The 24,824-nt window shown below is 62.6% G+C and carries 22 protein-coding genes and 2 tRNA genes; 10 read left to right on the top strand and 14 right to left on the bottom strand.

Features of this window, described 5'->3' with window-relative positions:
* Positions 1-56: 56 nt before the first annotated feature.
* Positions 57-141, bottom strand: a tRNA-Leu gene (locus FJ425_RS09565).
* 435 nt (positions 142-576) lie between these two features.
* Between FJ425_RS09565 and tig the strand changes: the two genes are divergently transcribed.
* The 3 genes from tig to FJ425_RS09550 all read left to right on the top strand — a co-directional run bounded on the left by tig (position 577) and on the right by FJ425_RS09550 (position 3,374).
* A complete protein-coding gene (tig, locus tag FJ425_RS09560; RefSeq protein ID WP_140627290.1) occupies positions 577-2,076 on the top strand; it encodes a trigger factor in 1,500 nt (499 codons plus the stop codon).
* Between the two features lie 177 nt (positions 2,077-2,253).
* Positions 2,254-2,781, top strand: coding sequence for a hypothetical protein (locus tag FJ425_RS09555; protein WP_246673168.1), 528 nt, complete (start codon positions 2,254-2,256; stop codon positions 2,779-2,781).
* A 212-nt stretch (positions 2,782-2,993) separates the two neighbouring features.
* Positions 2,994-3,374: a cytochrome c family protein gene (locus FJ425_RS09550; RefSeq protein WP_140627292.1), complete on the top strand. Its 381-nt coding sequence runs from the start codon at positions 2,994-2,996 to the stop codon at positions 3,372-3,374.
* A gap of 341 nt (positions 3,375-3,715) precedes the next feature.
* Here the strand turns inward: FJ425_RS09550 and FJ425_RS09545 are convergent, their stop codons facing one another.
* The 8 genes from FJ425_RS09545 to map form a co-directional block, all read right to left on the bottom strand.
* Positions 3,716-4,189 carry an aminoacyl-tRNA deacylase gene (locus tag FJ425_RS09545; protein WP_140627294.1) on the bottom strand — a complete coding sequence of 158 codons (474 nt, stop codon included), beginning with the start codon at positions 4,187-4,189 and terminating at the stop codon, positions 3,716-3,718.
* A gap of 129 nt (positions 4,190-4,318) precedes the next feature.
* Complete coding sequence (locus FJ425_RS09540; RefSeq protein WP_140627296.1) at positions 4,319-4,708, bottom strand: cytochrome C oxidase subunit IV family protein; 390 nt, start codon at positions 4,706-4,708, stop codon at positions 4,319-4,321.
* Between the two features lie 27 nt (positions 4,709-4,735).
* Positions 4,736-5,455, bottom strand: a complete 720-nt coding sequence (locus tag FJ425_RS09535) for a heme-copper oxidase subunit III family protein (protein ID WP_140627298.1) — start codon at positions 5,453-5,455, stop codon at positions 4,736-4,738.
* 10 nt (positions 5,456-5,465) lie between these two features.
* A complete protein-coding gene (locus FJ425_RS09530) occupies positions 5,466-6,170 on the bottom strand; it encodes a cytochrome c oxidase subunit 3 (RefSeq protein ID WP_140627300.1) in 705 nt (234 codons plus the stop codon).
* Positions 6,167-7,936 (bottom strand): cytochrome c oxidase subunit I, encoded by a 1,770-nt coding sequence (ctaD, locus tag FJ425_RS09525; protein ID WP_095765041.1) that lies wholly within the window; start codon positions 7,934-7,936, stop codon positions 6,167-6,169. The genes FJ425_RS09530 and ctaD overlap by 4 nt, the downstream gene beginning before the upstream one ends.
* Before the next feature lie 21 nt (positions 7,937-7,957).
* Complete coding sequence (locus tag FJ425_RS09520; RefSeq protein WP_140722954.1) at positions 7,958-8,842, bottom strand: cytochrome c oxidase subunit II; 885 nt, start codon at positions 8,840-8,842, stop codon at positions 7,958-7,960.
* 148 nt (positions 8,843-8,990) lie between these two features.
* The gene (gene radC / locus FJ425_RS09515; protein WP_140627305.1) at positions 8,991-9,752 is read right to left on the bottom strand and encodes a DNA repair protein RadC; all 762 of its coding nucleotides are present in this window, start codon (positions 9,750-9,752) and stop codon (positions 8,991-8,993) included.
* A 35-nt stretch (positions 9,753-9,787) separates the two neighbouring features.
* Positions 9,788-10,615, bottom strand: coding sequence for a type I methionyl aminopeptidase (gene map, locus FJ425_RS09510; protein WP_140627307.1), 828 nt, complete (start codon positions 10,613-10,615; stop codon positions 9,788-9,790).
* Positions 10,616-11,030: 415 nt separating this feature from the next.
* On the opposite strand from map, the gene FJ425_RS09505 reads away from it, so the two are divergent.
* Positions 11,031-11,336, top strand: a complete 306-nt coding sequence (locus FJ425_RS09505) for a DUF982 domain-containing protein (RefSeq protein WP_140627309.1) — start codon at positions 11,031-11,033, stop codon at positions 11,334-11,336.
* Between the two features lie 12 nt (positions 11,337-11,348).
* Here FJ425_RS09505 and FJ425_RS09500 read toward each other — a convergent pair whose 3' ends face one another.
* Positions 11,349-12,035: an aspartyl/asparaginyl beta-hydroxylase domain-containing protein gene (locus FJ425_RS09500; RefSeq protein ID WP_140627311.1), complete on the bottom strand. Its 687-nt coding sequence runs from the start codon at positions 12,033-12,035 to the stop codon at positions 11,349-11,351.
* 978 nt (positions 12,036-13,013) lie between these two features.
* Positions 13,014-13,985: a LysR family transcriptional regulator gene (locus FJ425_RS09490; RefSeq protein WP_140722951.1), complete on the bottom strand. Its 972-nt coding sequence runs from the start codon at positions 13,983-13,985 to the stop codon at positions 13,014-13,016.
* Positions 13,986-14,177: 192 nt separating this feature from the next.
* Here FJ425_RS09490 and FJ425_RS09485 point away from each other — a divergent pair, with 192 nt between their 5' ends.
* Complete coding sequence (locus FJ425_RS09485; RefSeq protein WP_140722948.1) at positions 14,178-14,531, top strand: cupin domain-containing protein; 354 nt, start codon at positions 14,178-14,180, stop codon at positions 14,529-14,531.
* Positions 14,532-14,608: 77 nt separating this feature from the next.
* Here the strand turns inward: FJ425_RS09485 and FJ425_RS09480 are convergent.
* The 3 genes from FJ425_RS09480 to phaC all read right to left on the bottom strand — a co-directional run bounded on the left by FJ425_RS09480 (position 14,609) and on the right by phaC (position 18,481).
* Positions 14,609-14,683: transfer RNA gene (locus FJ425_RS09480), tRNA-Glu, on the bottom strand.
* Between the two features lie 475 nt (positions 14,684-15,158).
* Positions 15,159-16,319, bottom strand: a complete 1,161-nt coding sequence (locus FJ425_RS09475) for a YcbK family protein (protein WP_246677905.1) — start codon at positions 16,317-16,319, stop codon at positions 15,159-15,161.
* A gap of 326 nt (positions 16,320-16,645) precedes the next feature.
* Entirely contained in the window at positions 16,646-18,481 is a 1,836-nt protein-coding gene (gene phaC, locus FJ425_RS09470) for a class I poly(R)-hydroxyalkanoic acid synthase (protein WP_140722942.1), read from the bottom strand.
* Positions 18,482-18,578: 97 nt separating this feature from the next.
* On the opposite strand from phaC, the gene FJ425_RS09465 reads away from it, so the two are divergent.
* The 5 genes from FJ425_RS09465 (at position 18,579) to recJ (ending at position 24,665) form a co-directional block, all read left to right on the top strand.
* Complete coding sequence (locus tag FJ425_RS09465) at positions 18,579-18,983, top strand: hypothetical protein (RefSeq protein ID WP_181164823.1); 405 nt, start codon at positions 18,579-18,581, stop codon at positions 18,981-18,983.
* Positions 18,984-19,024: 41 nt separating this feature from the next.
* Positions 19,025-20,242 carry an LL-diaminopimelate aminotransferase gene (locus FJ425_RS09460; protein WP_095765055.1) on the top strand — a complete coding sequence of 406 codons (1,218 nt, stop codon included), beginning with the start codon at positions 19,025-19,027 and terminating at the stop codon, positions 20,240-20,242.
* A 58-nt stretch (positions 20,243-20,300) separates the two neighbouring features.
* On the top strand, positions 20,301-21,614 hold the full coding sequence (locus FJ425_RS09455) for a homoserine dehydrogenase (RefSeq protein ID WP_140722939.1): 1,314 nt from the start codon (positions 20,301-20,303) through the stop codon (positions 21,612-21,614).
* A gap of 143 nt (positions 21,615-21,757) precedes the next feature.
* On the top strand, positions 21,758-22,741 hold the full coding sequence (gene glpX, locus FJ425_RS09450) for a class II fructose-bisphosphatase (RefSeq protein ID WP_140722936.1): 984 nt from the start codon (positions 21,758-21,760) through the stop codon (positions 22,739-22,741).
* A gap of 139 nt (positions 22,742-22,880) precedes the next feature.
* A complete protein-coding gene (gene recJ, locus FJ425_RS09445) occupies positions 22,881-24,665 on the top strand; it encodes a single-stranded-DNA-specific exonuclease RecJ (protein ID WP_140722933.1) in 1,785 nt (594 codons plus the stop codon).
* The last annotated feature ends 159 nt before the right edge of the window (positions 24,666-24,824 follow it).

The raw sequence follows: 24,824 nt of genomic DNA, 5'->3' as shown, positions 1-24,824 counted from the left end.
TCGGCTCTTCGAGCCTCAGGTGGTGGCCTGCCATCCGAAGCTGGAAGAGCGAAGGATGGTGCGGATGAAGGGACTCGAACCCCCACGCCTTTCGGCACTGGAACCTAAATCCAGGGCGTCTACCAATTCCGCCACATCCGCTTTCCCCGGCAATCCCATGTAGCCATCATTCTGTCAATGTCGGGGGCTCAAGTCATGCTTGTCCGGCTAAAGCGCATCGCGTGGAAATAGATTCAGGCGAAGGGCTTTGAGATGCATGCTGTCCTCCAAAAACGCTGCGCAGTTTTGGGCGACATGCATTGGAGCGAAGATAGTTGAAAATTAGCCTAGCCTGTGACAAAAGGCGTGTCGAATGTGACGGAAAGTGAGTTTCCGCTTTTGCGAGATGTGAAAAGTTATAGGAAAAACAAAGACTTATTCGCATCGGGCAAGGCGCAGTTCAGGAGAATTTGAACCGCATTTGCGGTCAAATCGCCAGGTTCCGTCCCAAAAGCCATTTCCGGCAAGATCATACCGGCAGGCTGTAAACGGCTAAGACCGTTTGGCAGTCTCATTGTTGAAAACAAAGGTTCTAGGATGCAGGTCACCGAAACGCTCAACTCCGGTCTCAAGCGCGAGATCAAGATCACCGTGCCGGCCGGTGACATGGAAGCCAAGCTGATGGCGCGGCTGACCGACGCCCGCGGCAAGGTGCGCATCAACGGCTTCCGGCCGGGCAAAGTGCCGGTGCAGCACCTGCGCAAGGTGTATGGCAAGTCGTTCATGGCCGAGGTCGTCAACGAGATCCTCAACGACTCGACCCGTTCGATCATCTCGGGGCGCGGCGAAAAAGCCGCCATGCAGCCCGAAGTGATCATGACCGAGGACGAGAAGGAGGCCGAGAAGATCCTGGCCGGCGGTGCCGATTTCGAATTCAGCCTCAACTACGAAGTCATCCCGCCGATCGAGATCAAGGATTTCTCCGACATCAAGGTGACGCGTCAGGTCTATGACGTGCCGGACGCGGAAGTCGAGGACCAGGTCAAGCGCGTCGCCGAATCGGCGCGCAGCTACGAGCCGAAGACCGGCGAGGCCGCCGAGGGCGACCGCGTGACCATCGACTATGTCGGCAAGATCGGCGGCGAGGCCTTCGCCGGCGGCGCCGGCACCGACCAGCCGCTGGTGCTCGGCTCCAAAGAGTTCATCCCGGGCTTCGAGGAGCAGCTGATCGGAACGAAGGCCGGCGACGAGAAGCAGGTCACCGTCACTTTCCCCGAAAACTACCAGGCGGCGCATCTGGCCGGCAAGGAAGCCACCTTCGACGTCACCGTCAAGGAAGTGTCGGCGCCCGGCGCGCTCGAGATCAATGACGAGACGGCCAAGAATCTCGGCCTGGAATCGCTCGAGCGCCTGCGCGAGATCGTGCGCGGCCAGATCGAGAACCAGTTCGGCTCGATGACCCGCCAGAAGGTGAAGCGCCAGTTGCTGGACCAGCTTGACGCATCCTACTCCTTCGAAGCGCCGTCGAAGCTCGTCGAGGCCGAGTTCAATAACATCTGGGCTCAGGTCAACCGCGACCTGGAAGCCGCCGGCCGTACTTTCGCCGACGAAGAGACGACGGAAGAAGAAGCGCGCGCCGAATATATGCGCCTTGCCGAACGCCGCGTGCGCCTCGGCCTGGTCCTGGCCGAGATCGGCGAGAAGGCCGGCGTCACCGTGTCGGACGAGGAACTGCAGCGCGGCCTGTTCGAGCAGGTGCGCCGCTTCCCAGCCAACCAGCAGCAGGAAGCCTTCGAGTATTATCGCAGCAACCCGGAAGCCATCAACGCGCTGCGCGCGCCGATGTTCGAGGAGAAGGTGGTCGACTATCTGCTCGGCCAGATCTCGGTCAACGACGTCAAGGTCGGCAAGGACGAGCTGATGGCCGACGACGAGGAGGCCGAAAGCGCGACCAAGGCGAAGCCGGCCAAGAAGGCTTCCTCGAAGAAGGCCGAAGCAAAGGCTGGCGAAGCAAAGGCAGGCGAAGCCACCGACGAGGCGGAAGAGCCGAAGAAGAAGGCCGCGCCGAAGAAGAAAGCCGCCAAGGAAGCCGAGTAACAGGTTTCAATGCCGAGATTTCGAAAGGCCGCCTCCGGGCGGCCTTTTTCATTGTGATGTGTTCCATTGTGGCGGCGCGGCAACACAGACAACTTGTCTTGAAGCCCTGCCGCTGGCGATACCAACCGTTGAACATTATCTGCGCTTCATCGCATTCGCGGGTGTTTGGAGGCATTGGTGAGGCTGGGATTCATGATGAGAGGCGTGGTCGTCGCCGCGGCGCTCTTGTTTGCCGCAGCCGCCGGCGTCGCCCGGGCCGAGCCGGCTCTCGGCAACTGGAGCGTTGGCGCCGGCAATGATGGTCAGATCACGGCGTCGCTCCACGCCAGCAACAAGCTAATCACCGGCGGCGGAGCGTTGGGCTATAGCCCTGTGCTGACATTGGCTTGCCGGCCCGACGGCGAACCACGCTGGAGCGAGTGGCTCCAGCTCAACGATGCCGTCTCCGCCAGCCGCAAGATCACCATTTCCGTCGCGGTCGACGGCAGCGGCAAAACCGACGAAAGCTGGTCGGTCGGCCCGCGCGGCAGAACGCTAGTCAGGGATGGAGACGACGGCATCAAGCGTCTGGCTTCGGCGAACCGGTTGACGCTGTCGTGGCGCTTCGGCCTGTTGTCGGGACGCGGCGAGGCCGATTTCGAGCTTGCAGGTCTCTCCGAGGCGATCGGCCAGATCGCGGCGAGCTGCAAGACCGACCCGCCCTGATCGTCACGTTCAGAAGGCTTGGACCGCTTTTGGGCAGCTAGTCCTCGGCGCGCGGCCTAAGCGTTCGCAGACCGGCAATTTTTCCCCATTGGTTCGATTCTGTGGTATGTAGGTGCCGCAATTCCACTGAAGAGACGCGGCCGCCCGCCATGCAGGATACGCCAGCGTGGCGCGGGCCGTCCGACGTAAATGACGATCAGGGAGGAAGTGCCATGCGCGCAACCGCGCTTTTCATGGTCTTGTCAGCTACGACCTTCTTTGCAAGCCCGTCGCAGGCGCAGGACGCCGCCGCAGGCGAGAAGGTGTTCACCAAGTGCAAGGTCTGCCACATTGCCGACCAGGACCAGAATAAGGTCGGCCCGTCTCTGCACGGCGTCATCGGGCGCACCGCGGGCACGCATCCCGGTTTCGCCTATTCCACGGCCATGATCGAGGCCGGAAAATCCGGCATCAAATGGGACGAGCCTACGCTGACAAAATATCTTCACGACCCCAAGGCGATGGTCAAAGGGACGAAGATGGCGTTTCCCGGCCTCAAGAGCGATCAGGACATAGCCAACGTCATCGCCTACTTGAAGCAATTTTCCAAGTAAGCACCGCCGTCCAGGCTCCTTTGATGGTCGCCTGCTTATCCGGAAGGAGACGGCTGGCAGTTGCGCAGATAAATATCGCGCCCAGCACCGTCACGCCGGGAGCGCAAAAAAACCCAATAGCAGCAGAATAGCTATGCCAAGGCCGAGTATGAGAAGCGTCCGCGTGTCCATGACGTTCACCTTCGCATATTGAGAATACCGAAAAGGCTGAAGGACTGGCGGTCGTGCTGCCGATCCTCGGCCCTGGCATGTTTGCCGCAAGGTCGTAGAGCCGCCGGCTGCCCCAGACCGTCGAAAGCAATCAGGCCCTGCCGTGACGCGGCGGCGGGAGTGTCGGTGGGTCAGAAGGCCGGATAGCTGAACCGCGCCTGGCGCGCGTCCGTCGTCAGGTTGCGGAAATCCTTGCCGCTGACATGCACAAGCGTCTTGTGGTCGCCGCCCTCGAAATAGATATCGGCGGCATCACGCAGGCTTTCGTCCAGAATGACTGGCACATCATAAGCCGCACCGATCGGCGGTATGGCGCCGATGTCGCAATCGTCAAAGAGCGATACCACTTCGTCTTCGGAAGCGAGGCCGAGGCGTTTGTCCATAACGTCCTGCAGCTTGCCGAGTTCGATTCTGTGGGTGCTTGGGACCACGGCCAGCGCATAACCGAGTTCGTGGTGAACGACCACGGACTTCGCCATGATGCTGCCGGGCACGTGCGCGGCAATGGCGGCCTGCCTGCTGGTGGCAGTTCGATGATGCCCAACGGTATCGTAGGAGATGCCCTTGCGGTCGATAAAGTTTCTCAGTCTGTTTGCTATCGTCATTGTCCGCGTCCTTTGCTTGAGTTCACGGCGCATACGCCAGATCAAAATGGGCCGGCGGCCTGTAGTTTCAAGGCATCGGAGCCGGCCGTCCCCGGCTGCTCATGCCGCGGCTGGACCCCGTATCGGGTGTCAGGGGCCAGGCCCGAAAAACGCGATTCGGGTCAGCAGCGTATAGTCGGACTCGAAGACCATCATCGCCACGAAAACCAGCACCAGTATCGGCGGCAGGATGATTGCATACATCATCGCCAGCCGCTCCCAGGCCATGTGCATGAAGACGGCGACGATCAGTCCTGCCTTGAGCATCATGAAGATCAGGATCAGCGACCACCTGAGATAGCCGTGAAGGCCGAAATAGTCGACCAGATAGGAGCAGGTGCTGAGAATGAACAGCCACGCCCAGACGACCAGATAGAGCTTGATCGGGTGCTCCTGATGCGTCTCTGCCTTGGCGACGATCGCCGCATCATGGGGATGCAGTGCGTGTTGTCCGAGACCGTTTGCGGTTGCTTCAGCCATGTCTGCCTCTCAACAAAGCCTGCCTTCTCACCAAAGATAAAAGAAGGCGAAGATGAACACCCAGACCAGGTCGACGAAGTGCCAGTAGAGCCCCATGATCTCGACGTTCTCGTAGCGGCCCCTGCGGCTGGTGAAAAAGCCGGGCCGGCCGGTGTCGAAGTCACCACGCCAGACTTTTCTCGCCACGATGATCAGGAAGATCACCCCGATGGTCACGTGAGTGCCGTGGAAGCCGGTGATCATGAAAAAGCACGAGCCGAATTGCGCGGCTCCCCATGGATTGCCCCACGGCCGGACCCCTTCGGTGATCAGCTTGGTCCATTCGAAGGCCTGCATGCCGACGAAGGTCGCGCCGAGCGCGGCGGTCAAAAGCATCAGGATCGCGGTTTTGCGACGATCGCGGCGATAGCCGAAATTGACCGCCATGGCCATGGTTCCGCTGCTCGAGATGAGAACGAATGTCATGATGGCGATCAGAATCAGCGGGATCTCCGAGCCGCCGATGCGCAAGGCGAAGACCTCGCTGGGATTCGGCCACGGCACGCGCGTGGAGATCCGCGCCGTCATATAGGAAAGCAGGAAGCAACCGAAAATGAAGGTGTCGCTGAGCAGGAAGATCCACATCATGGCCTTGCCCCAGGACACGTTCTTGAACGCGCGCTGATCCGAGGCCCAGTCGGCGGCGATCCCGCGCAAGCCCCGGGGGCGATCCATCTGGCTGGTATGCGTCAGTGTGGTCTCGGCCATCGCCAGTCTCCTAGGTCAGCAGCCGTTGGCAAATGCTCACGAACGTCGCCGCCCAACCGGCCAGGACGGCGAAGATGCATAGCCAGACGAAAAGCAGGAAATGCCAATACATGGCGCACAACTCGACACTGAGGCGCAGCCGCTCCCGCCGCATTCCGTTCCAGGCGCCGGCGCTCGTCCTGCCAAGGCCGACCAGCCCGCCCAATATGTGCAGGCCATGCATCGCCGTGATCAGATAAAAGAAGCTGTTGGCCGGGTTGGAGGCCAACAGGTAGCCGTCCTCGGTCAGCTGCCGCCATGCAATCAACTGGCCGGCGAGGAAGGCGAGAGCGGTCAGTCCCGCCGTTGCAAGACCGAGCCTTACCATGTCCACCTGGCCTCTGCGCGCGGCGACCACCGCACATTGCAGCGCGACGCTGCTCAGCGCCAGCACGCCGGTGTTGAGCCAAAGCAGGCGCGGCAGCGGCAGCGGCCGCCAGTCCGACAGGCCCATGCGCATGAAATAGGCGCTGGTGAATAGCGAGAACAGGCAGCCGACGACGGCGAGGAAGACGCCGAGGCCGATCTTGGCGGTGGGCAGGGACGACCGGTCGAAGCCGACGACATCCCCGGCCACGCCTTGCTCCAGCCAGGGCTTCGCCGTCAACCGCTGGTGCGAAAGCCACCAACCGGCAAAGCCGGCGATCACCAACAGGAAGACCAGGATGACGCTCATGCCGGCTCCCTGGAGGGGCCGAAGGAGCCCGGCACGTTCTGCGGGATGAAGTCCTCCTTGGCACCCGGCACGCTGTAATCGTAGGCCCAACGATAGACGATCGGCAGTTCCTTGCCGAAATTGCCGTGCGCCGGCGGCGTCTCAGGCGTTTGCCATTCGAGCGTCGTTGCCCGCCACGGATTGCCGCCGGCCTCACGGCCATGGCGGATGCTCCAGATCAGGTTGAACAGGAACACCATCTGGGCGAAGCCGACGATGAAGGCCATGATGCTGATGAACGAGTTCAGATGGTGGGCCGATTCCGTCATGATATTCATGTCGGTCAGTTCGGCGTAACGCCGCGGAACGCCCATCAGGCCGAGATAGTGCATGGGGAAGAAGATCAGGTAGGCGCCGAGGAAGGTGATCCAGAAATGGAAGCGGCCGAGTGTCTCGTCCAGCATCCGTCCGGTGACCTTCGGATACCAGTGATAGATCGCGCCGAAGATCACCAGGATCGGCGCGACGCCCATGACCATGTGGAAATGTGCGACGACGAACATCGTGTCCGACAGCGGCACGTCGACGACGACGTTGCCGAGGAACAAGCCCGTCAGGCCGCCATTGACGAAGGTGACGATGAAGGCGAGCGCGAACAGCATCGGTATGGTGAGGTGGATGTCGCCGCGCCACAACGTCAGCACCCAGTTATAGACCTTGATCGCGGTCGGCACCGCAATGATCAACGTCGTGGTGGCAAAGAAGAAGCCGAAATAAGGATTCATGCCGCTGACATACATGTGGTGCGCCCAGACCACGAAGCTCAGCGCGCCGATGGCGATGATGGCCCAGACCATCATGCGATAGCCGAAGATGTTCTTGCGCGCATGTGTGCTGATCAGGTCGGACACGATGCCGAAGGCCGGCAGCGCCACGATGTAGACTTCCGGGTGGCCGAAGAACCAGAACAGATGCTGGAACAGGATCGGGCTGCCGCCATTGTGTTGCAGTTGCTCGCCCATCTCGACGATTGCCGGCATGAAGAAGGAAGTGCCGAGCAGGCGGTCGAGCAGCATCATCACACAAGCAACGAACAGTGCCGGGAAGGCCAGAAGCGCCATGACCGTGGCGGTGAAGATGCCCCAGACGGTGAGCGGCAGGCGCATCAAGGTCATGCCGCGGGTGCGGCCTTGCAGCACCGTCACCACGTAATTCAGGCCACCCATGGTAAAGCCGATGATGAACAGGATGAGCGAAGAGAGCATCAGGATGATGCCCCAGTCCTGGCCGCCCGGCGTGCCAGTCATGATCGCCTGCGGCGGGTAGAGCGTCCAGCCGGCGCCTGTCGGCCCGCCCGGCGCGAAGAAGCTCGACACCAGGACCAGTACGGCGAGCAGATAGACCCAATAGCTCAGCATATTGACATAGGGAAAGACCATGTCGCGGGCGCCGACCATCAGCGGAATGAGGTAATTGCCGAAGCCGCCAAGGAAGAGCGCGGTGAGCAAATAGATCACCATAATCATGCCGTGCATGGTGATGAACTGATAGTAGGCCTCCGGAGTGATGAAATCGAACGTGCCGGGGAAGCCGAGCTGCAGGCGCATCAGCCAGGACAGCATCAGCGCGACGAGGCCTATAGCCATGGCCGTCGCCGAATACTGGACTGCTATGACCTTGGCGTCCTGTGAAAAGACGTATTTCGTCCACCAGCTGTGCGGATGGTAGAGCTCCATCTCCGCGACTTCGGCGGGTGGAACGGCATCTGCGGGTGTGACGTCGACCATGGGAGCACCTCCGCGCCCTGTTCAGCGGGCCTCGAGCGTTTCGAGTTTTGCCGCGACGTCCAAACTGGACGCCATCGTCTTTTCCGACGGTTGGTTCGCCGAGGCCGTTTGCTTGGGCGCGGACAATTGCGCAAAGGTCTGCTGCTGGCCGAGCCAGGCCAGATAGTCCTGCTCGGTGTCGACCATGACCACGCCATGCATCAGCGGATGTCCCTGGCCGCACAGCTCGGCGCACAAGACCTGAAAGGTTCCGGTCCGCGTTGGCGTGAACCAGAAATATGTGACCGATCCCGGAATCATATCCATCTTGGCGCGGAATTCCGGGATGTAGAAATCGTGCAGCACGTCGATCGAGCGCAACAGCACCTTGACCGGCTTGCCGACCGGCAGGTGCAGGTCCGCCGCCTCGACTACGATATCGTCCTGGCCGTTCGGGTCGCCGGCTACGATGCCGAGCGGGTTTTCAGCCGAGACGACGCGGGTGTCGGAGGTGCCGAGCTTGCCGTCCTTGCCGGGCAGGCGGTAGCTCCATTGCCATTGCTGGGCGACAACCTCGATATTGGCGGCCTCGCTGGGAACGTTGACGAAGCGGCTCCAGACGAAGAGGCCGGGAACCAGCAAGGCGGTGACACCGGCCGCCGTTGCGATCATCAGCCACGATTCGAGCCGCCTGTTCTCCGGTTGATATGCCGCGCGATTGCCTTCCCGATGCCGGAAGCGGAAGACACAATAAGCCATAAAGAGCACGACAGCGGCAAAGACGATGCCGGTGATCCAAAAGCTTATGATGATGGTGTTGTCGATGTAGTCCCAATTCGAGGCGATCGGCGTCCACCACCATGGGCTCAGGAGGTGGAACAGCACCGAGCCCACAACGATCAAAACGAGTACAAGCACAATGGCCATGTCCCGTCCTCCCGGTATTTCACGGGAGCGCGAAGCATGCCGGGGAAATACCAAGTCCCATCATGCTTGATTTCCTGCTGAAATTCCAGAGCCGACTATCTGATGAGGAGACGATGTCCCGGCAATCCAGAAATGCCGGGCAAACGCCTCAGATCAGCAGCAGACCTTTCATCGAGGCGTTGCCCTTGCGGCCGATGATGATGTGGTCGTGCACGGCGATGCCGAGCGGCTTGGCCGTATCGATGATCTGCTTGGTCATCTCGATGTCCGCGCGGGAAGGTGTGGGATCTCCCGAAGGATGGTTGTGCACCAGGATGACGGCGCTGGCTGAGAGCTCGAGCGCGCGCTTGACCACCTCGCGCGGATAGACCGGCGTGTGGTCGACGGTGCCGGTCTGCTGCACCTCGTCGGCGATCAGCCCGTTCTTCTTGTCGAGGAACAGGACGCGGAACTGTTCGCGAGCCTCGAAGGCCATGGCGGAGCGGCAATAGTCGAGCAGTTGCGTCCAGTTGGACAGGACTTCACGGCCGCGGATCTCGCCGCGCGCCATGCGCTGTGCCGTCGCGGCGATGACCTTGAGATCGGTCGCGACGACCGGTCCGATGCCTTTGACTTCTTCAAGCAGGGATGCCGGCGCGCCGAGCACTTCGGCCAGCGAGCCGAAGCGGGCGATGAGCGCCTTGGCGATGGGCTTGGTGTCGACGCGCGGGATCAGCCGGAAGAGCAGCAGCTCGAGCAGTTCATAGTCGGGCAGGGCGTCCGGTCCGCCGGCGGCAAAGCGTTCGCGCAGACGGTCGCGATGGCCATGATAGTGCGGTTTCTCGGCAGGTGCCGCCTTCTTTTGCACTGCCTCAGGCGGTTCGATCCAGCCTTCGGAAAAGAATGCCCGCTCGTCCTCGACTTTGCCCATGGTCCGCCCGCTCCCCTCAGGCTTAGGTCGAAGTGCTACGCCGGCAGGCCGGGGCGGTCGAGCTTTTTCGGCGACAGCGTGAAGATCTCGCAGCCGGTGTCGGTGACCCCGATCGTGTGCTCATACTGCGCCGACAGCGAGCGGTCGCGCGTGACCGCCGTCCAGCCGTCCGACAGCACCTTCACATGCGGCCGGCCGAGATTGATCATCGGCTCGACGGTAAAGATCATGCCCGGCCGCATCTCGACGCCTTCGTTGACGGTGCCGTAATGCAGGATGTTCGGCGCGTCGTGGAAAAGCTGGCCGACGCCGTGGCCGCAGAAGTCGCGGACCACCGAGCAGCGCTCCGCCTCGGCATAGGTCTGGATCGCGGCGCCGATGGCGCCGGTGCGGGCGCCGGGCTTGATCGCGGCTATGCCGCGCATCAGGCACTCATAGGTCACTTCGAGCAGGCGCTCGGCGGCGCGCTTGATCGTGCCCACCGGATACATGCGCGAGGAATCGCCGTGCCAGCCGTCGAGGATGTAGGTGACGTCGATGTTGACGATGTCGCCTTCCTTCAACGGCTTGTTGTCGGGAATGCCGTGGCAGACAACATGGTTGATCGAGGTGCAGGACGATTTGGTGTAGCCGCGATAATTGAGCGTTGCCGGCAGCGCACCATGGTCCATGCCGAATTCGAAGACGAAGCGGTCGATTGTTTCCGTGGTCACGCCGGGCTTCACGATCGGCACAAGCTCGTCGAGGCAGCGCGCGGTGAGGTCGCAGGCCTTGCGCATGCCGGCGAAGCCTTCCTCACCATAGAGGCGGATCTGGCCGGTATTTCGAAGGGGCGCGGTGGAGGCGTCGAGATAAGTAACCATTTTGTCCGTTTGCCGGCGTGGGCTTCAAAGGAGCCGAATGCGAAAATCTGCTCCAGATTTGGCACCGCAAGCCGCAAGGTTCAAGGACGAAGTGCGGTTGCCGCGCCCATTGCGGCCGTCCCCTGGCCATTTCCATGGTTAGGTCGGTCCTGATGTTCGGAGGAAGGAACGGCGGCGATCGTGCTCGGCGCCATCCTCGCGCTGCCGTCCCCCTATCTGCTGACGGTGGTTACCCGCATGGCCTATGACGCGAAGGAGAATCCGGCCAACCAGTAGCGGCAAGGGCCTGATCCAGGCACCCGCGAACCGGTCCTTCACCGCACTGAGGTCACATTTGCGAGTCAGAAGGCCGCAAAAGCAACTTTTCACATCGAACGGCGTTGCTCTCGGCTGCGCCCAGTTCGGGAGACAGGGAATGGACAGACTGCAATTCGAAGTGCCGGTGCGCATCACGCGCGCGCCCGGCCTGCCGGTCGAAGAAATCTACAGCGTCGAGCAGGCGCTCGATTTCCTGCAGGATTGGCCGAAGCGCCGGCAAGGCAAGGTCTATGAAGCCGCGTTCAATGCCTGCTTCGGGGCGACGGTCGACGTGGCCAGCGCCGAGGAAGCCTGCCGCGCGTTCGCAGCCTTCTGCCGCGTCAGCGGATTGCTGGCGAGAGACGCGATGTTTCCCGGCAAGCGTGGCAGCGGGGCAGGGACCTATCGCGAAGCGCGAGCGTAGATTTCGATCGGTTCAGCCGCCGAACGACACGCCCCGATAGCGCATACCCACCTGCACGCCGCGCACGATCACGCGCGAAAGGATTTCCATATCCAGCGGCATTTGCGGACGCCACACGTCGAGCAGGAGAGCGACGCGCGGCTGATCCGAGTTGTTCATGACCTCGTGCTCGAACGTGTCGTCCCACAGCAAGCATTCGCCGTCGGCGATGCGTCTCTCCTCGCGATTGATCATCATGATCGTTGCCGGACGGCCGTCCGGCTGCTTGGGGATGACCAGGCCGAGATGGAACCGCATGATGCCGCGAAAAGGTCCGCGGTGCGGCGGGATGTGCTTGCGCGGGGCGAGGAACGAGACGGCGGCCGATTTGACCTCGGGGTACTCCGAAAGCAGCCGGCTCAGGACCGGCATGCGCGCGAGGTTTTCCGGGATCGTCATGTCATAGGCCTTGAGCACGAACATGCGCCAGTCGAGACCGTCATTGGCCGAGATATTGGCCTGTTCCGGCATGATGTCGTGGAAGCGCGGCGCCTGGTTCAGCTTCGCCGCCAGCGCCTCATCGCGGATATCGCGCCAGGCGGCGGTGAACTTCGCGGCATTGGGAAAATGCGTGCCGGCATCAAGAATGGCCGGGGCATCTATGCGTTTTTCATAAATACGGCGGACCAGATTGGTTCCGAGATCGTAGGCGCCTGACATCTCATTACCTCAACGACGCTGTTATATAGTGGGATATTGCTTGCGGCCACCGCTCACGGAGATTTGCTCGGGCCGTCAACACGGAGATGGACATCGCAGGCCGCCATGCCAAAATCGAAACGATGTCGGCCTCGCTCGCTGCATCGTGACAGCGCGACTGTTGCGGAACTGCGTCACAACATGCGGATTTGGCGATACGATGTTTGCCAGGACGCCACCATGCCCGTAGGCAAGATTTTGCCTTGCGCGGCAGCCATGCTCACTGCTGCTTCAAATTTCGCGCGCCCGGTCCGACACGCGCAAGATGACGTGTGAACAGACGCAGGCACTGATCCAGAGCCAGCACGCTGCGGTGCTGAGCACGGGACCGAATACCTATGATCGTGATGTCCGCCGATTCGGCAATGAGTGCGATGCGCCTGACGTGCCGATGGTCGACTATGTTCCGACCGGCGACGGCCGGTGCATGGTTTACCGGCGCGAAGAGCCGGCCCCAATGGTTCCGGATTGACAGGAGGCCTGCGACGCTCTCCCGGCTTTTCACGGGAGCCTCAGACACTGGCCGATGCGGCTTACTTGACCTTTTGAATCTCCGGTTGAATCTCCGGGCTCGGCGTCTGATCAGTTGCCGGGGCCGGCGTGCAATCCGGGCCCTTGCAGTCCAGCACGGGATCGTCGGCCGGAGGAAGACAATTTTGCCCCTGGCAATGGACTGCTGGCGGCTGCGGCGTTGCTTGGCTATTCGGCTGGGCAGGCTGATCGTCTGCGTGAACGGGCGGCACGCCTGGCAGGCCGGTCATTGCCGCGCATAAGAGCGCTGTCCGAAGCATCTTCATTCCCGCCTCCACGGCTGAGAGCGGAGGGAATTTTACACTTTCGGGTCGAGGACGGCATCCTGTCGTCCGCCAACGGCGTTAACAGCGCGTTTCCGCTTGCGTCCTGCCTTGTTACCGACAAGGCACGACACTGGCCCGCCATTCAGGCCGGGCGTGGTTCGTGGACGCTGCTGCCGGTTTCGCCGGCGCTCAGCTGCGAGAGCAGCTCCAGAACCATTTCCCGCAGCCAGCGGTGCGTGGGATCGGTTGTGTTGCGTTTGTGCCAGACGATGCAGATGAGGGCAGGATCGATCGGCATGGGCGGACTGTAGATCGCCAGCCCCAAGCGAGATGCTACCTTGCGCGCGAGCTGTTCCGGAACGAGCGCGACCAGGTCGCTTCCCGCCACTGCGTTACAGACGCCGCCGAACACCGGCATCGTCATGGCCACCCGCCGTTCGCGCCCCATCCGGGCCAGCGCCGCGTCGCCCATGGCCTTGAGCTTGCCCTCGGGCGAGAAGACGACGTGGCCGAGGTCGCAGAAAAGGTCGATCGGAATGACGTCTCCGGGGCTCACCTTCGCCCGCTCGAGCCTTGGATGCCCGGCGCGGGCGATCGTCACGAATGTCGACCGGAAGGCAGGAAGATAGTCGATCCAGCTGGGGAAATCGACCCTGGGAACGAGGGCAAGGTCGATGCCATGCTTTTCGAGCGTGCCGACATAGTCGTCGGGCACAAGATCCACCAGTTGGACCAATATCTTGGGAGCGTGGCGTGAGATTGCATTGGCCAGGGCAGGCATCAGCATCTCGGCAAAGAAATCCGAGCCTGCGATCTTGAAGCTTTGCTCGGCTTCGGCCGGATTGAAGCTGCCAGGCCCTGCAAGCAGCGCCGACAATTCGTCGAGGATGCGGCGAAGCGGAAGCTCGAGGTTGCGGGCGTATTGTGTCGGCACGATGTGCTGTCCCTGGCGCACGAACAGCGGATCGCCGAGAAAATTCCGAAGTCGTCCCAGGCTGGCCGATATCGCCGGTTGCGACAGGCCGATGCGTTCTCCGGCCTTTACGGTCGATTGCTCGCGTAGCAGCGCGTCGAGCACCCGCAGGAGATTGAGGTCGAAGCTCGATAAATTCATTCACCGAATATATTTTATAATAGCTATCGATTTCAATTATGAAATCGGTTCTGGCAACTTCCCTACGTCGAAAATGGTGTCGGATCACGGGAGGTTTCGGTGGCCGTTGCGTCAGTACCCTACAGCATCCAGTGGCTTGGCACGTCCTACCGGATTTGCCTCACGGCGGAGCAAACGGCCTCGCGGCTCGGAATGTTCGAAAGCCTCGATCAGCCCGGTTATGGTCCTCCGCGCCACATCCACAATAACGAGGACGAGACCTTCCAGATTCAGTCCGGCGAAGTAGAGTTCTGGATGCACGGTCAAACGCGCATAGTCGGCCCGGGCGGTGTTGTGCACGTTGCGCGCGGAATCGAGCATGCATTCCGAGTGATCGGCGATCGACCCGCCAGAATGCTCACCGTCATGACGCCCGGCGGCTTCGAAGGCTTCTTCGCGGAGATGGCGAAACACAAGTGCCGAATCCCCGACGACATGGATCAGATCACGGCCATAGGGGCGCGTTTCGGTCTGACCTTCACAGGCCCGCCTCTGGGCGCAGCCTGAAACGGCAAAAGGACGGACCGCCTTCGGATCCTTCATCGAGACCGAAGCGTCGACCGGAAACACTTGACTGAAGAAACTGGTACGCCCAAGGGGAATCGAACCCCTGTTACCGCCGTGAAAGGGCGGTGTCCTAACCGCTAGACGATGGGCGCGCTCAGACGAAGCGGCTTATAATTGCGTTGTTGCCAACCGGCAACCCATCCGCCGCCACATGCGACAACTTTTTTCAAAAGCGGCGAAAGGCGCGTTGCAGCGAGGCAGGACGTGGTTTCGACCGGCACATGATCGCGTACCTTGGAGATTGGCTGCAACGCTTCTCGCGGTCGTCATTCTATGGCGGAGCAAGGAGCGAAGCGACGCGCGCAGACCATAGAATCCATTCCGTTACCTATGAGCTCTACAACGGTGCAGAATCTGCGCCGCTGCACTCTGCGGTCAAGGTCACGGAATGGATCCTCGGGTCTACGCGTCCGCTGCGCTCCCGCTCCGCCCGTGGATGACGAAGTTCGAAGGGCTTCGGCTAATCGCCGACGTCTGTGGTGGCGTGTTGAAACTAATGTCGGCGTTGGCGGCGATCGGCTTTCAACCGATCAAACATGCTATGCCTACGAAACCAAGCCGAACGTATCAGCCGTCCTCGCCGCCGCCGCTGCGCCTACGGCAGCGCCAGTTCCAGTCGCGCTCGGGGCCGACGTCGATATGGACGGATTCGGTGTGGCAGTAGGTGCCGACGCCGCCGCGGCCGGGCATCGAGCGGACGTAGCTCGCCAGTTCCCATTTCGACACGCCGGGCAACTGGATGTCGGCGGCGGCGCAATACATGTGCAGCGAGTTCTTGGCGCCGTTGGCGCGACGATTGCGCGAGGGATCGCGATAGCCGGAGGTGACGATCATCTTGCGGCCGAAATGGCCCTCGATCGTCTTCAGCACCCGCACCAGCGACGGCTTGAGGCAGGCGACGTCGACGCTTTCGTTCTGCTTCAAAAGGCCGTTGGGCGCGAGCCTGGCCAAGCCGGCCGCCGACGCCACCTGGTAGGAACCGCCGCCGCCCTCGTCCTCGTTGAGGTCGACGTCGCTCTCGTCGTCGATGCCGGATTTGCGCTTGATCTCGAACAGCGCCGTCTGGCGCACGCCGGGAAGAGCGTCGGCGCCCGTGATGTGATTGCTCGGGTTGTCGAGCGAGGCCAGTTGCACCGGCTTCTCGGCCGGGGTCGCCGAGGCCAGCGTCACGATCGGCTTGGCCGGCGGCGGCGTGGCCTTGGCCTGCTCGGCGGGCTGGTCGCCGGAGCGCGCATTGTTGATCAGGGGGGCGGGCGCGGCCGAAGCCGGCGTGGTGCTGAACAGCGAGGCGAACAGGCTTTTCTTCGGCGCGGCGATCTGCGGCTGCACCGGCTCGGCCGCGGTCACATAGACGCCGTTGCTCATGGCCTGCGTGGTCGCCTGCGCCTTCGACGCGACGGTGGCGGCATCGCCGGCGGCGACCTGCTTGGCGACGCCTAGTGTCTGTTCCGCCGTTTGCGCCTGCTGAACCAGCGGTTGCGGCGTGCTCCCGGCAATGGCCTGGGCGCCGGCAGGGATGGCGATGGGGAAGGTGCCGTCGGGCCGCGTCTCCGGCACATAGGCGACCTTCTCGGGCAAAGGCGCATCGCCCTCGCTCATCACGGTCGGCGTCGCTTCGGCCGGCGCCAATGCCTGCAAGGACGAATCGGCCGAAGTCGCGGTCTTGGCGCTGGATGTCGCGCTCATTTCGCCGGCGGTTGAATTGTAGGCGGGTGAAACGACCGACATCGTCGGGTCGCCGGTCGATGTGCAGGAGGCCAGAAGCACGGAGAAAAGCGCTGCCGCAATGCTGCAGCTTCCCCTTCGTGCAAGACGCCAACCTGCTGGTTTCAAAACAAATTCCCCCTCGATATCCGGTCGGTTCGTCATCGCCGCGCCACTCCAGTACCGCGCCGCGATAACCCTCCAGTTCCCAACCGGAAACGGGACGTGTGTCGAATCTGCAAGCCTCGGAATTATTCTGCGTCGGAAGGTGATTTGAGGCCGCCGAACGATTGACGCCACCATTTCGCCCTGTTTTGGCGGCCCGTCAACTCACCACACATTACAGCCCGTTACACACGCACCTTGACGTAGGTGCCCGGCGCATCTCCCAAGGTTTTCATACGCTTGCCGGGTTTGCGGGCAGGTACGCGGATGTCGTCCTGGGCCTCGATCCAATGTTGCCAGTGCGTCCACCATGAACCAGGATGCTCGTGCGCCGCGGCAAGCCACGCGTTGAAATCGCCCACCGGCTTGCCGCCGGTCCAGTACTGGTATTTCCTGGCGGCGGGCGGGTTGACGACGCCGGCGATGTGACCGGATCCCGCCATGACATACTCGACGTCGCCGCCGAAAAACTGCGACCCCAAGAACACCGAAAGCGCCGGCGCGATGTGGTCTTCCTTCGTGGCTAGGTTGTAGACGGGGATGGTGATGTCGGCCAGAGAGACCGTGCGACCGGCAAGCTCCATTGTGCCGCGCGAGAGATTGTTCTCGAGATAGCAGTTGCGCAGGTAGAACGAGTGATTGGCCGCCGCCATGCGCGTGGAATCGGAATTCCAGTAGAGCAGGTCGAAGGGCAGGGGCTCCTTGCCGCGCATGTAGTTGTTGACGACATAAGGCCAGACCAGGTCGCCCGAGCGCAGCATGTTGAAGGCGGTGGCCATCTTGGTGCCGTCGAGATAGCCCTTCTCGTTCATCGAGCGCTCGACGGCGGCGACCTGGTCCTCGTCGACGAACACCTTGAGATCGCCGGCATAGGTGAAGTCGACCTGGGTAGTGAAGAAGGTGGCCGATTTGATGCGGTGGTCGCCTTCCTGCGCCAACAGCGCCAGTGCGGCAGCCAGGAGCGTGCCGCCGACGCAGTAACCGATGGCGTTGACCTCCTTCTCGCCGGAGGCCTTCTCCACCATGTCGAGGCCGAATTGCAGGCCTTCGCGGATATAGGCCTCCCAGCCCTTGGCGCCGTGACGCTCGTCGGGATTGATCCAGGAGATGACGAACACGGTGTGGCCCTGCTCGATCGCCCAGCGGATGAAGGACTTTTGCGGGTTGAGGTCGAGAATATAGAATTTGTTGATCCATGGCGGGCAGATCAGCAGCGGCCGTTTCAGCACCGTCTCGGTCACCGGATCGTACTGGATGATCTCGGCGACATCGCTGCGGCCGATGACCTTGCCGGGCGTGGTGGCGATGTTCTTGCCGATTTCGAAGGGTGTATAATCCGCCTGGCGCAGCCTCAGGTCGCCGCGGCCGGCGGCGATGTCCTCGGCCAGCATCTTCATGCCGCGCACCAGGTTCTCGCCATTCGAGGCCATGGTCTCGCGGAACAGCTCGGGATTGGTCAGGATGAAGTTCGACGGCGCGATCGCGTTCGACACCTGCTTGACGTAGAAGCTCGCCTTGTGGCGGGTGTGCTCGTCCAGACCCTCGGCATGCTCGACAAGCTCGTTCGCCCAGCGCGAGGTGACGAGATAGGCCTGCTTGAGGAAATCGAAGAATGCATTGCGGCCCCATTCGGGGTCCTGGAAGCGCTTGTCGCCGCGCTCGGGCTGAACCGCGTCCTGTGGCGCTTCGGCGTTGGGATTGACCTTCTGGATGGCGTTCGCCCAGACGGTCATATAGCCGGCAAACAGCCGCGTTTGCGCTTCGAGCGCGCGTTGCGGGTCGCCCAGCCAGTATTCCGAAAGCTTTGAGAAGGTCTTGACCATGTCGACGACGGGTTCGGCGACATGGTCGCGCACTTCGCCCTTCTCGCGCGGTTCGGCCCAGGCGGAAGCCGCCTTGCCGGCCTGCTCGACCATGCGCGCCATGTTCAGGGCGAAGCGCTCGGGATCCTTCACCAGATATTGCTCGATGGCCGAAGGTCCGGCATTTTCCGCTTTGTCCGAATCGTCAGGTTTGGACATGGTTCGCGGGGTTCCTCCCGGAGCGTTTTCTTGACATATTACCATGGGACATCTGACCGGGTCCAATTCGCTCTAACCCGGCTGCCAGGAAAACAATATGACGATTAATGTCGGCGGGACTTTTTTTCTCAAGCCGGGTTCGATTTGCCGCATGGCACTGATGGCGGGGCTGGTCGGCATGCTGCTGCCCGCTGCCGGCTGCACGAGCACCAGCACGAACAATGCGCCGACGGCGTTAACGGAAGGTCCTAAGGACACCGGTTCCTATCCGAACCTCAACATCCCGCCGCAGGTGGCCGCCAAGCAGCTCACCAAGGAAGAGACCGCGGCGAACCTCGCCCAACTCAAGGCCGAGGAGCAGACGCAGATTGCCAAGGGCAGCGGCGTCAAAGCGCCGGCGAATTCGGCCGCGCTCAACACTTTGGCCAAGACGCATGGCGCCGACACGCTGAAGCAGATCGAGGGCAAATGCGACCCCGCCCTCGACCCTAGCTGCAATTAGGTCAATATCGCGCGCCGAAACTCTGATGGTCTGGAACTGAAATGGAAGAATTTCACAAGGTCCGCCGGCTTCCGCCTTACGTGTTCGAGCAGGTCAACCGGCTGAAGGCCAGCGCCCGTTCGCGCGGCGCCGATATCATCGACCTTGGCATGGGCAATCCGGACCTGCCGACGCCGAAGGCCATCGTCGACAAATTGTGCGAAGTGGTGCGCGATCCGCGCACGCATCGCTACTCCGCTTCGCGCGGCATTCCGGGCCTGCGTCGCGCCCAGGCGAATTATTATCAGCGCCGCTTCGGCGTGAAGCTCAATCCCGACACGCAGGTGGTGGCGACGCTGGGCTCGAAGGAGGGCTTCGCCAACATGGCGCAGGCGATCACCGCGCCCGGCGACGTTATCCTGTGCCCCAACCCGACCTATCCGATCCACGCCTTCGGCTTCATCATGTCGGGCGGGGTGATCCGCTCGCTGCAGGTCGAGCCCGATGACGGTTTCATCCCTGCGGTCGAGCGCGGCATCCGCCATTCGATCCCGAAGCCGCTGGCGCTGATCCTCAATTATCCGTCGAACCCGACGGCGCTGGTCGCCTCGCTCGATTTCTACAAGGACGTGGTAGCCTTCGCGAAGAAGAACGACATCATCATCTTGTCGGATCTCGCCTATTCGGAAATCTATTTCGACGGCAATCCGCCGCCGTCGGTGCTGCAGGTGCCGGGCGCGATGGATGTCTGCGTCGAGTTCACCTCGATGTCGAAGACCTTTTCCATGCCCGGGTGGCGCATGGGCTTCGCGGTCGGCAACGAGCGACTGATTTCGGCGCTGACGCGGGTTAAATCCTACCTCGACTATGGCGCGTTCACACCGATCCAGGTTGCGGCTGCGCATGCGCTGAACGGCGACGGCGCCGACATCGAGGAGGTGCGCGAGGTCTACCATAAGCGGCGCGACGTGATGGTCGATTCTTTCGGCCGCGCCGGCTGGACCATTCCCGCGCCGGCGGCCTCGATGTTCGCCTGGGCGCCGATTCCGGAACCGTTCCGCCATCTCGGCTCACTCGAATTCTCCAAGCTGCTCATCGAGCATGCGGATGTCGCGGTGGCGCCAGGCGTCGGCTTCGGCGAGCATGGCGACGATTATGTGCGCCTGGCGCTGGTCGAGAACGAGCACCGGATCCGCCAGGCCGCGCGCAACATCAAGAAGTTCCTCGCGACCACCGCCAAGCAGCCCAACAATGTGGTGCCTTTAGCCGCTCATCGTTGAGTTGCCTGACATTTTTTGCACCTGACATTTTTTGCAAGTTGAGGGGGCCTCTCCGGACATGGCTGAAGCATTGCGTGTTGGAATTGCCGGCCTTGGCACGGTGGGCGCCTCGGTGGCGCGCGTGCTGCGCGACAAGACGGCCGAGCTTACCCGGCAGTGCGGTCGCGACATCGTTGTGACCGCCGTTTCGGCTCGCGATCCGAAACGCGACCGCGGTATCAATCTCAGCGTCGCGAAATGGTTCGACGATCCTGTCAAGCTGGCCGAAAAGGCCGATATCGACGTCTTCGTCGAGCTGATCGGCGGCGACGAGGGGCCGGCGCGGCTCTCGGTGAAGGCTGCGCTCGAGGCGGGAAGGCATGTCGTCACCGCCAACAAGGCGCTGCTTGCCAAGCATGGCGTGGCGCTTGCCGAGATCGCCGAGAAGAAGGGTGTGCTGCTCAACTACGAGGCGGCGGTGGCCGGCGGCATCCCGGTTATCAAGACGATGCGAGAGGCGATGGCGGGCAACGCGGTGACCCGCGTCTTCGGCATCCTCAACGGCACGTGCAACTACATCCTGACCCGCATGGAGGCGGAGGGCATTTCCTTCGACGCCTGCCTGAGGGACGCGCAGCGGCTCGGCTATGCCGAAGCCGATCCGACCTTCGATATCGAAGGCCATGACACGGCGCACAAGCTGTCGATCCTGACCAGCCTTGCCTTCGGCACCAGGATCGCCGCCGGCGACATCTATATGGAAGGCATCTCCAACATCACCCAGGCCGACATCCGCGCGGCGGCCGATCTCGGCTACCGCATCAAGCTGCTCGGCGTCGCCCAGCGCACCGACAGCGGCATAGAGCAGCGTGTCCATCCGACCATGGTGCCGACGGCGTCGGTCATCGCGCAGGTGCATGGCGTGACCAACGCAGTGGCGATCGAGACCGATATCCTTGGCGAGCTCCTGCTTTCCGGTCCGGGCGCCGGCGGCAATGCGACCGCTTCGGCTGTCGTCGGCGACATCGCCGACATCGCCAAGAGCCGGCCGGGCTTCCAGCATGGCCCGGTCTTCGGCTGGCCGGCGAAGGAACTGAAGCCTTACAAAAAGGCGCAGATGCGCAGCCATGCTGGCGGCTATTTCATCCGGCTGACCGTGCATGACCGCACGGGCGTCTTCGCGGCCATCGCCAAGCGCATGGCCGACAACGACATCTCGCTGGAATCGATCGTTCAACAGGCTGCCGGCGCAGAAACGCAGGCGCAGAAGACGGTGATCCTCGTCACGCACGAGACGACGGAAGCAGCGGTGCGCAAGGCCGTCGAAGGCATCACCAAGGACGGTCATCTGACCGACAAGCCGCAGGTGATCCGCATCGAGCGGGCGGAATGAGCCCAAGTCCGGTTCCGCCTTCAATCGATTGATTTTGCTGTCATTTCAAAAATTGACGGGGCAAGTCTTGCCGTTGTCATGGAGCTTTGTCACAAGAAGCTCGCCTCTGGCGGGAGGTTGAGTTTCACGAGGAATTTCTGTCCATGAACATAGCCCAGGACATCACCGCCGGTCTCGACCGGATCCTTACGATGGAAGTCGTGCGCGTTACCGAGCGGGCGGCGGTCGCGGCGGCAAGGCTGCGCGGGCGCGGCGATGAGAAGGCTGCCGATCAGGTGGCGGTCGACGCCATGCGCCAGGAGCTCAACCGGCTGGCCATCAAAGGCACGGTGGTGATCGGCGAGGGCGAGCGCGACGAGGCGCCGATGCTCTATATCGGCGAGGAGGTCGGCACCGGCAAAGGTCCGGCCGTCGACATTGCGCTCGATCCGCTCGAGGGCACGACAATCTGCGCCAAGAACCTGCCCAACGCGCTTGCCGTCATCGCCATCGCGGAAAAGGGCAGCCTGCTGTTCGCGCCCGACGTCTACATGGACAAGATCGCCATCGGCCCCGGCTATCCCGAAGGTCTGATCGACATCGACGCCTCGCCGGCCGAAAACCTCGCCAATCTGGCCAAAGCCAAGGGCGTGGCCGTCTCCGACATCACCGCCTGCATCCTCGACAGGCCGCGCCACGCCAAGCTGATCGACGCCGTGCGCGCCACGGGTGCGGCGATCCGGCTGATCGGCGATGGCGATGTCGCGGGCGTCATCCACACCACCGATCCGGACGAGACCGGCATCGACATCTATCTCGGCACCGGCGGCGCGCCGGAGGGCGTTCTGGCGGCGGCCGCACTTCGCTGCACCGGCGGACAGATGCAGGGCCGGCTGATCCTCGACACGCCGGAGAAGGTGGCGCGCGCGCACAAAATGGGCATTTCCGACCCGAAGCGGATCTATCGCGCCCAAGACATGGCGCGTGGCGACGTGCTGTTCGCGGCGACCGGCGTCACCGACGGCAATTTGCTCGACGGGGTGAAGTTCGGCCGCACCTTCATCACCACGCACACCATCGTACTGCGGTCGTCCTCGCGCACCGTGCGCGAGATCAAGGCGCGTCACCAGGATCTGGATAAGTTCTGATTTGGCTTCGTCCGGGCGCTTTGCCGCAATTCGAGGAAAAACGTTCCACACCTTTCCCCGCATTGCCCGCTTGCCCGCAATTGCTCCGGCCGTCGCATATTGATATCTGCGCAATGATGATGTGCAGACGGCGCGTCGCATGACGGGCGAGAAACGGTTCTTCCTCGATGTCAGGCAGTCGGCGACCGGTGTTTCCTGGGAACACCGGCTGACCGAGCGCCAGGACATGGCCGCCTTGGCCATGGCGCAGGGCCATGGCGTGCCCGACATCGTGGCGCGGGTGCTTGCCGGCCGCGGCGTCAGCGTGGAGCAGACCGAGCGCTTCCTCTATCCAACCATTCGCGAGCTTCTGCCGAATCCAGCATCGCTGACCGACATGGAGAAAGCGGCGGCGAGGCTGGCCGATGCGGTCGTCGCCCACGAAAAAGTGGCGATCTTCGGCGACTACGATGTCGACGGCGCGGCCTCGTCGGCGCTGTTAAAACGCTTTCTCACGCATTTTTCGGTGCCGTCGGAAATCTACATCCCGGACCGCATCTTCGAAGGCTACGGGCCCAATCCGGAAGCGATGCGGGACTTGATCTCGCGCGGCGCGAAGCTGATCGTCACCGTCGACTGCGGCACCAACAGCGCGACCTCGATCGACGCGGCCAGGCAAGCCGGCGCCGATGTCGTGGTGCTCGACCATCACCAGGTCGGCGGTCCGTTGCCAGCGGCGGAGGCCGTGGTCAATCCCAATCGCGAGGACGACCTGTCGGGGCAGGGACATCTGTGCGCCGCCGGCGTCGTCTTCCTGTGCCTGGTGCAGACGGCCAAAGTGCTGCGCGCGAGGCTGCCGGACGCCGCACCGGTCGATCTGCTTTCGATGCTCGATCTGGTGGCGCTGGCGACGGTCTGCGACGTGGTGCCGCTCACCGGCGTCAACCGGGCCTTCGTCGTCAAGGGGCTGCAGGTGTTGCGCCAGCAGAAGAATGAGGGGCTGGCGGCGCTGGCGCGGGTCTCGCGCATCGGCGAGCCGATCAACACTTTCCATCTGTCCTTCCTGATCGGCCCGCGTATCAATGCCGGCGGCCGCATCGGCGATGCCGCGCTCGGCAGCCGGCTTCTGGCCACCGACGATCCTGTCGAGGCGGCAGGCATTGCCGAGACGCTGGACCGGCTGAATCAGGAACGCCAGCAGATGGAGCAGGAGATGCTGGCGCAGGCGCGGGCTGAGGCCGATGCCGAGCTTGCCGGCGGCAACGGCCCGGCAGTCATCGTCACCGCCAGCAACAGCTGGCATCCCGGCATCGTCGGACTGATCGCCTCGCGGCTCAAGGATCATGCGCGCCGGCCGGCTTTTGCCATCGCCTTCAACTCGACCGGCATCGGCACGGGCTCCGGCCGTTCGGTGACCGGCTTCGACCTCGGCCGGCTGGTGCGCGAGGCGGCCGAGGCGGGGCTGATCGTCAAGGGCGGCGGCCACGCGATGGCCGCCGGCATCACCGTCGAGCGCGCCAAGCTCGGCGAACTGCGCGCCTTCTTCGAGGAGCGCGCCGCGGCCGACGTGTTCCGGCTGCAGAACGAGGAAAGCCTGGCGATCGACGGCGCCTTGGCCGCCGAGGGCGCCACGATCGCGCTGCTCGACGCGCTGGAGAAAGCCGGGCCGTTCGGGGCCGGGCACATCGCACCGGTGTTCGTGCTGCCGCGCCATCGGCTGGCCGACGCGCGCGCGATCGGCACCAACCACATTCGGGTGGACCTCCAGTCGCAAAGCGGCGGCAATATTCAGGCCATTGCATTTCGCGCCGTCGACACGGCTCTCGGCGAATTCCTGTTTAAAAACAGGGGCAGGACCGTGCATATCGCCGGTTCGTTATCGGGCAACTACTGGAACGGCAACCGCATGGTGCAGTTTCGCATCAGTGATGCGGCCCTGGCTTGACGACGCAGCCTTAACGCAGACGTTTTGACCGGTTGGTTAGTGTGCGTTGGCAGATCCCATGCCTTGGCGATTGGCCGAGACGCCTATCGCGGTCGTCATCCACGGGCGGAGCAAGGAGCGAAGCGACGCGCGCAGACCCGAGGATCCATGCCGTGGCCT

The sequence above is a fragment of the Mesorhizobium sp. B2-7-2 genome, assembly GCF_006440775.1.
In the GTDB taxonomy this organism is placed as follows: domain Bacteria; phylum Pseudomonadota; class Alphaproteobacteria; order Rhizobiales; family Rhizobiaceae; genus Mesorhizobium.
This window is presented reverse-complemented; position numbering and strand designations above follow the sequence as displayed.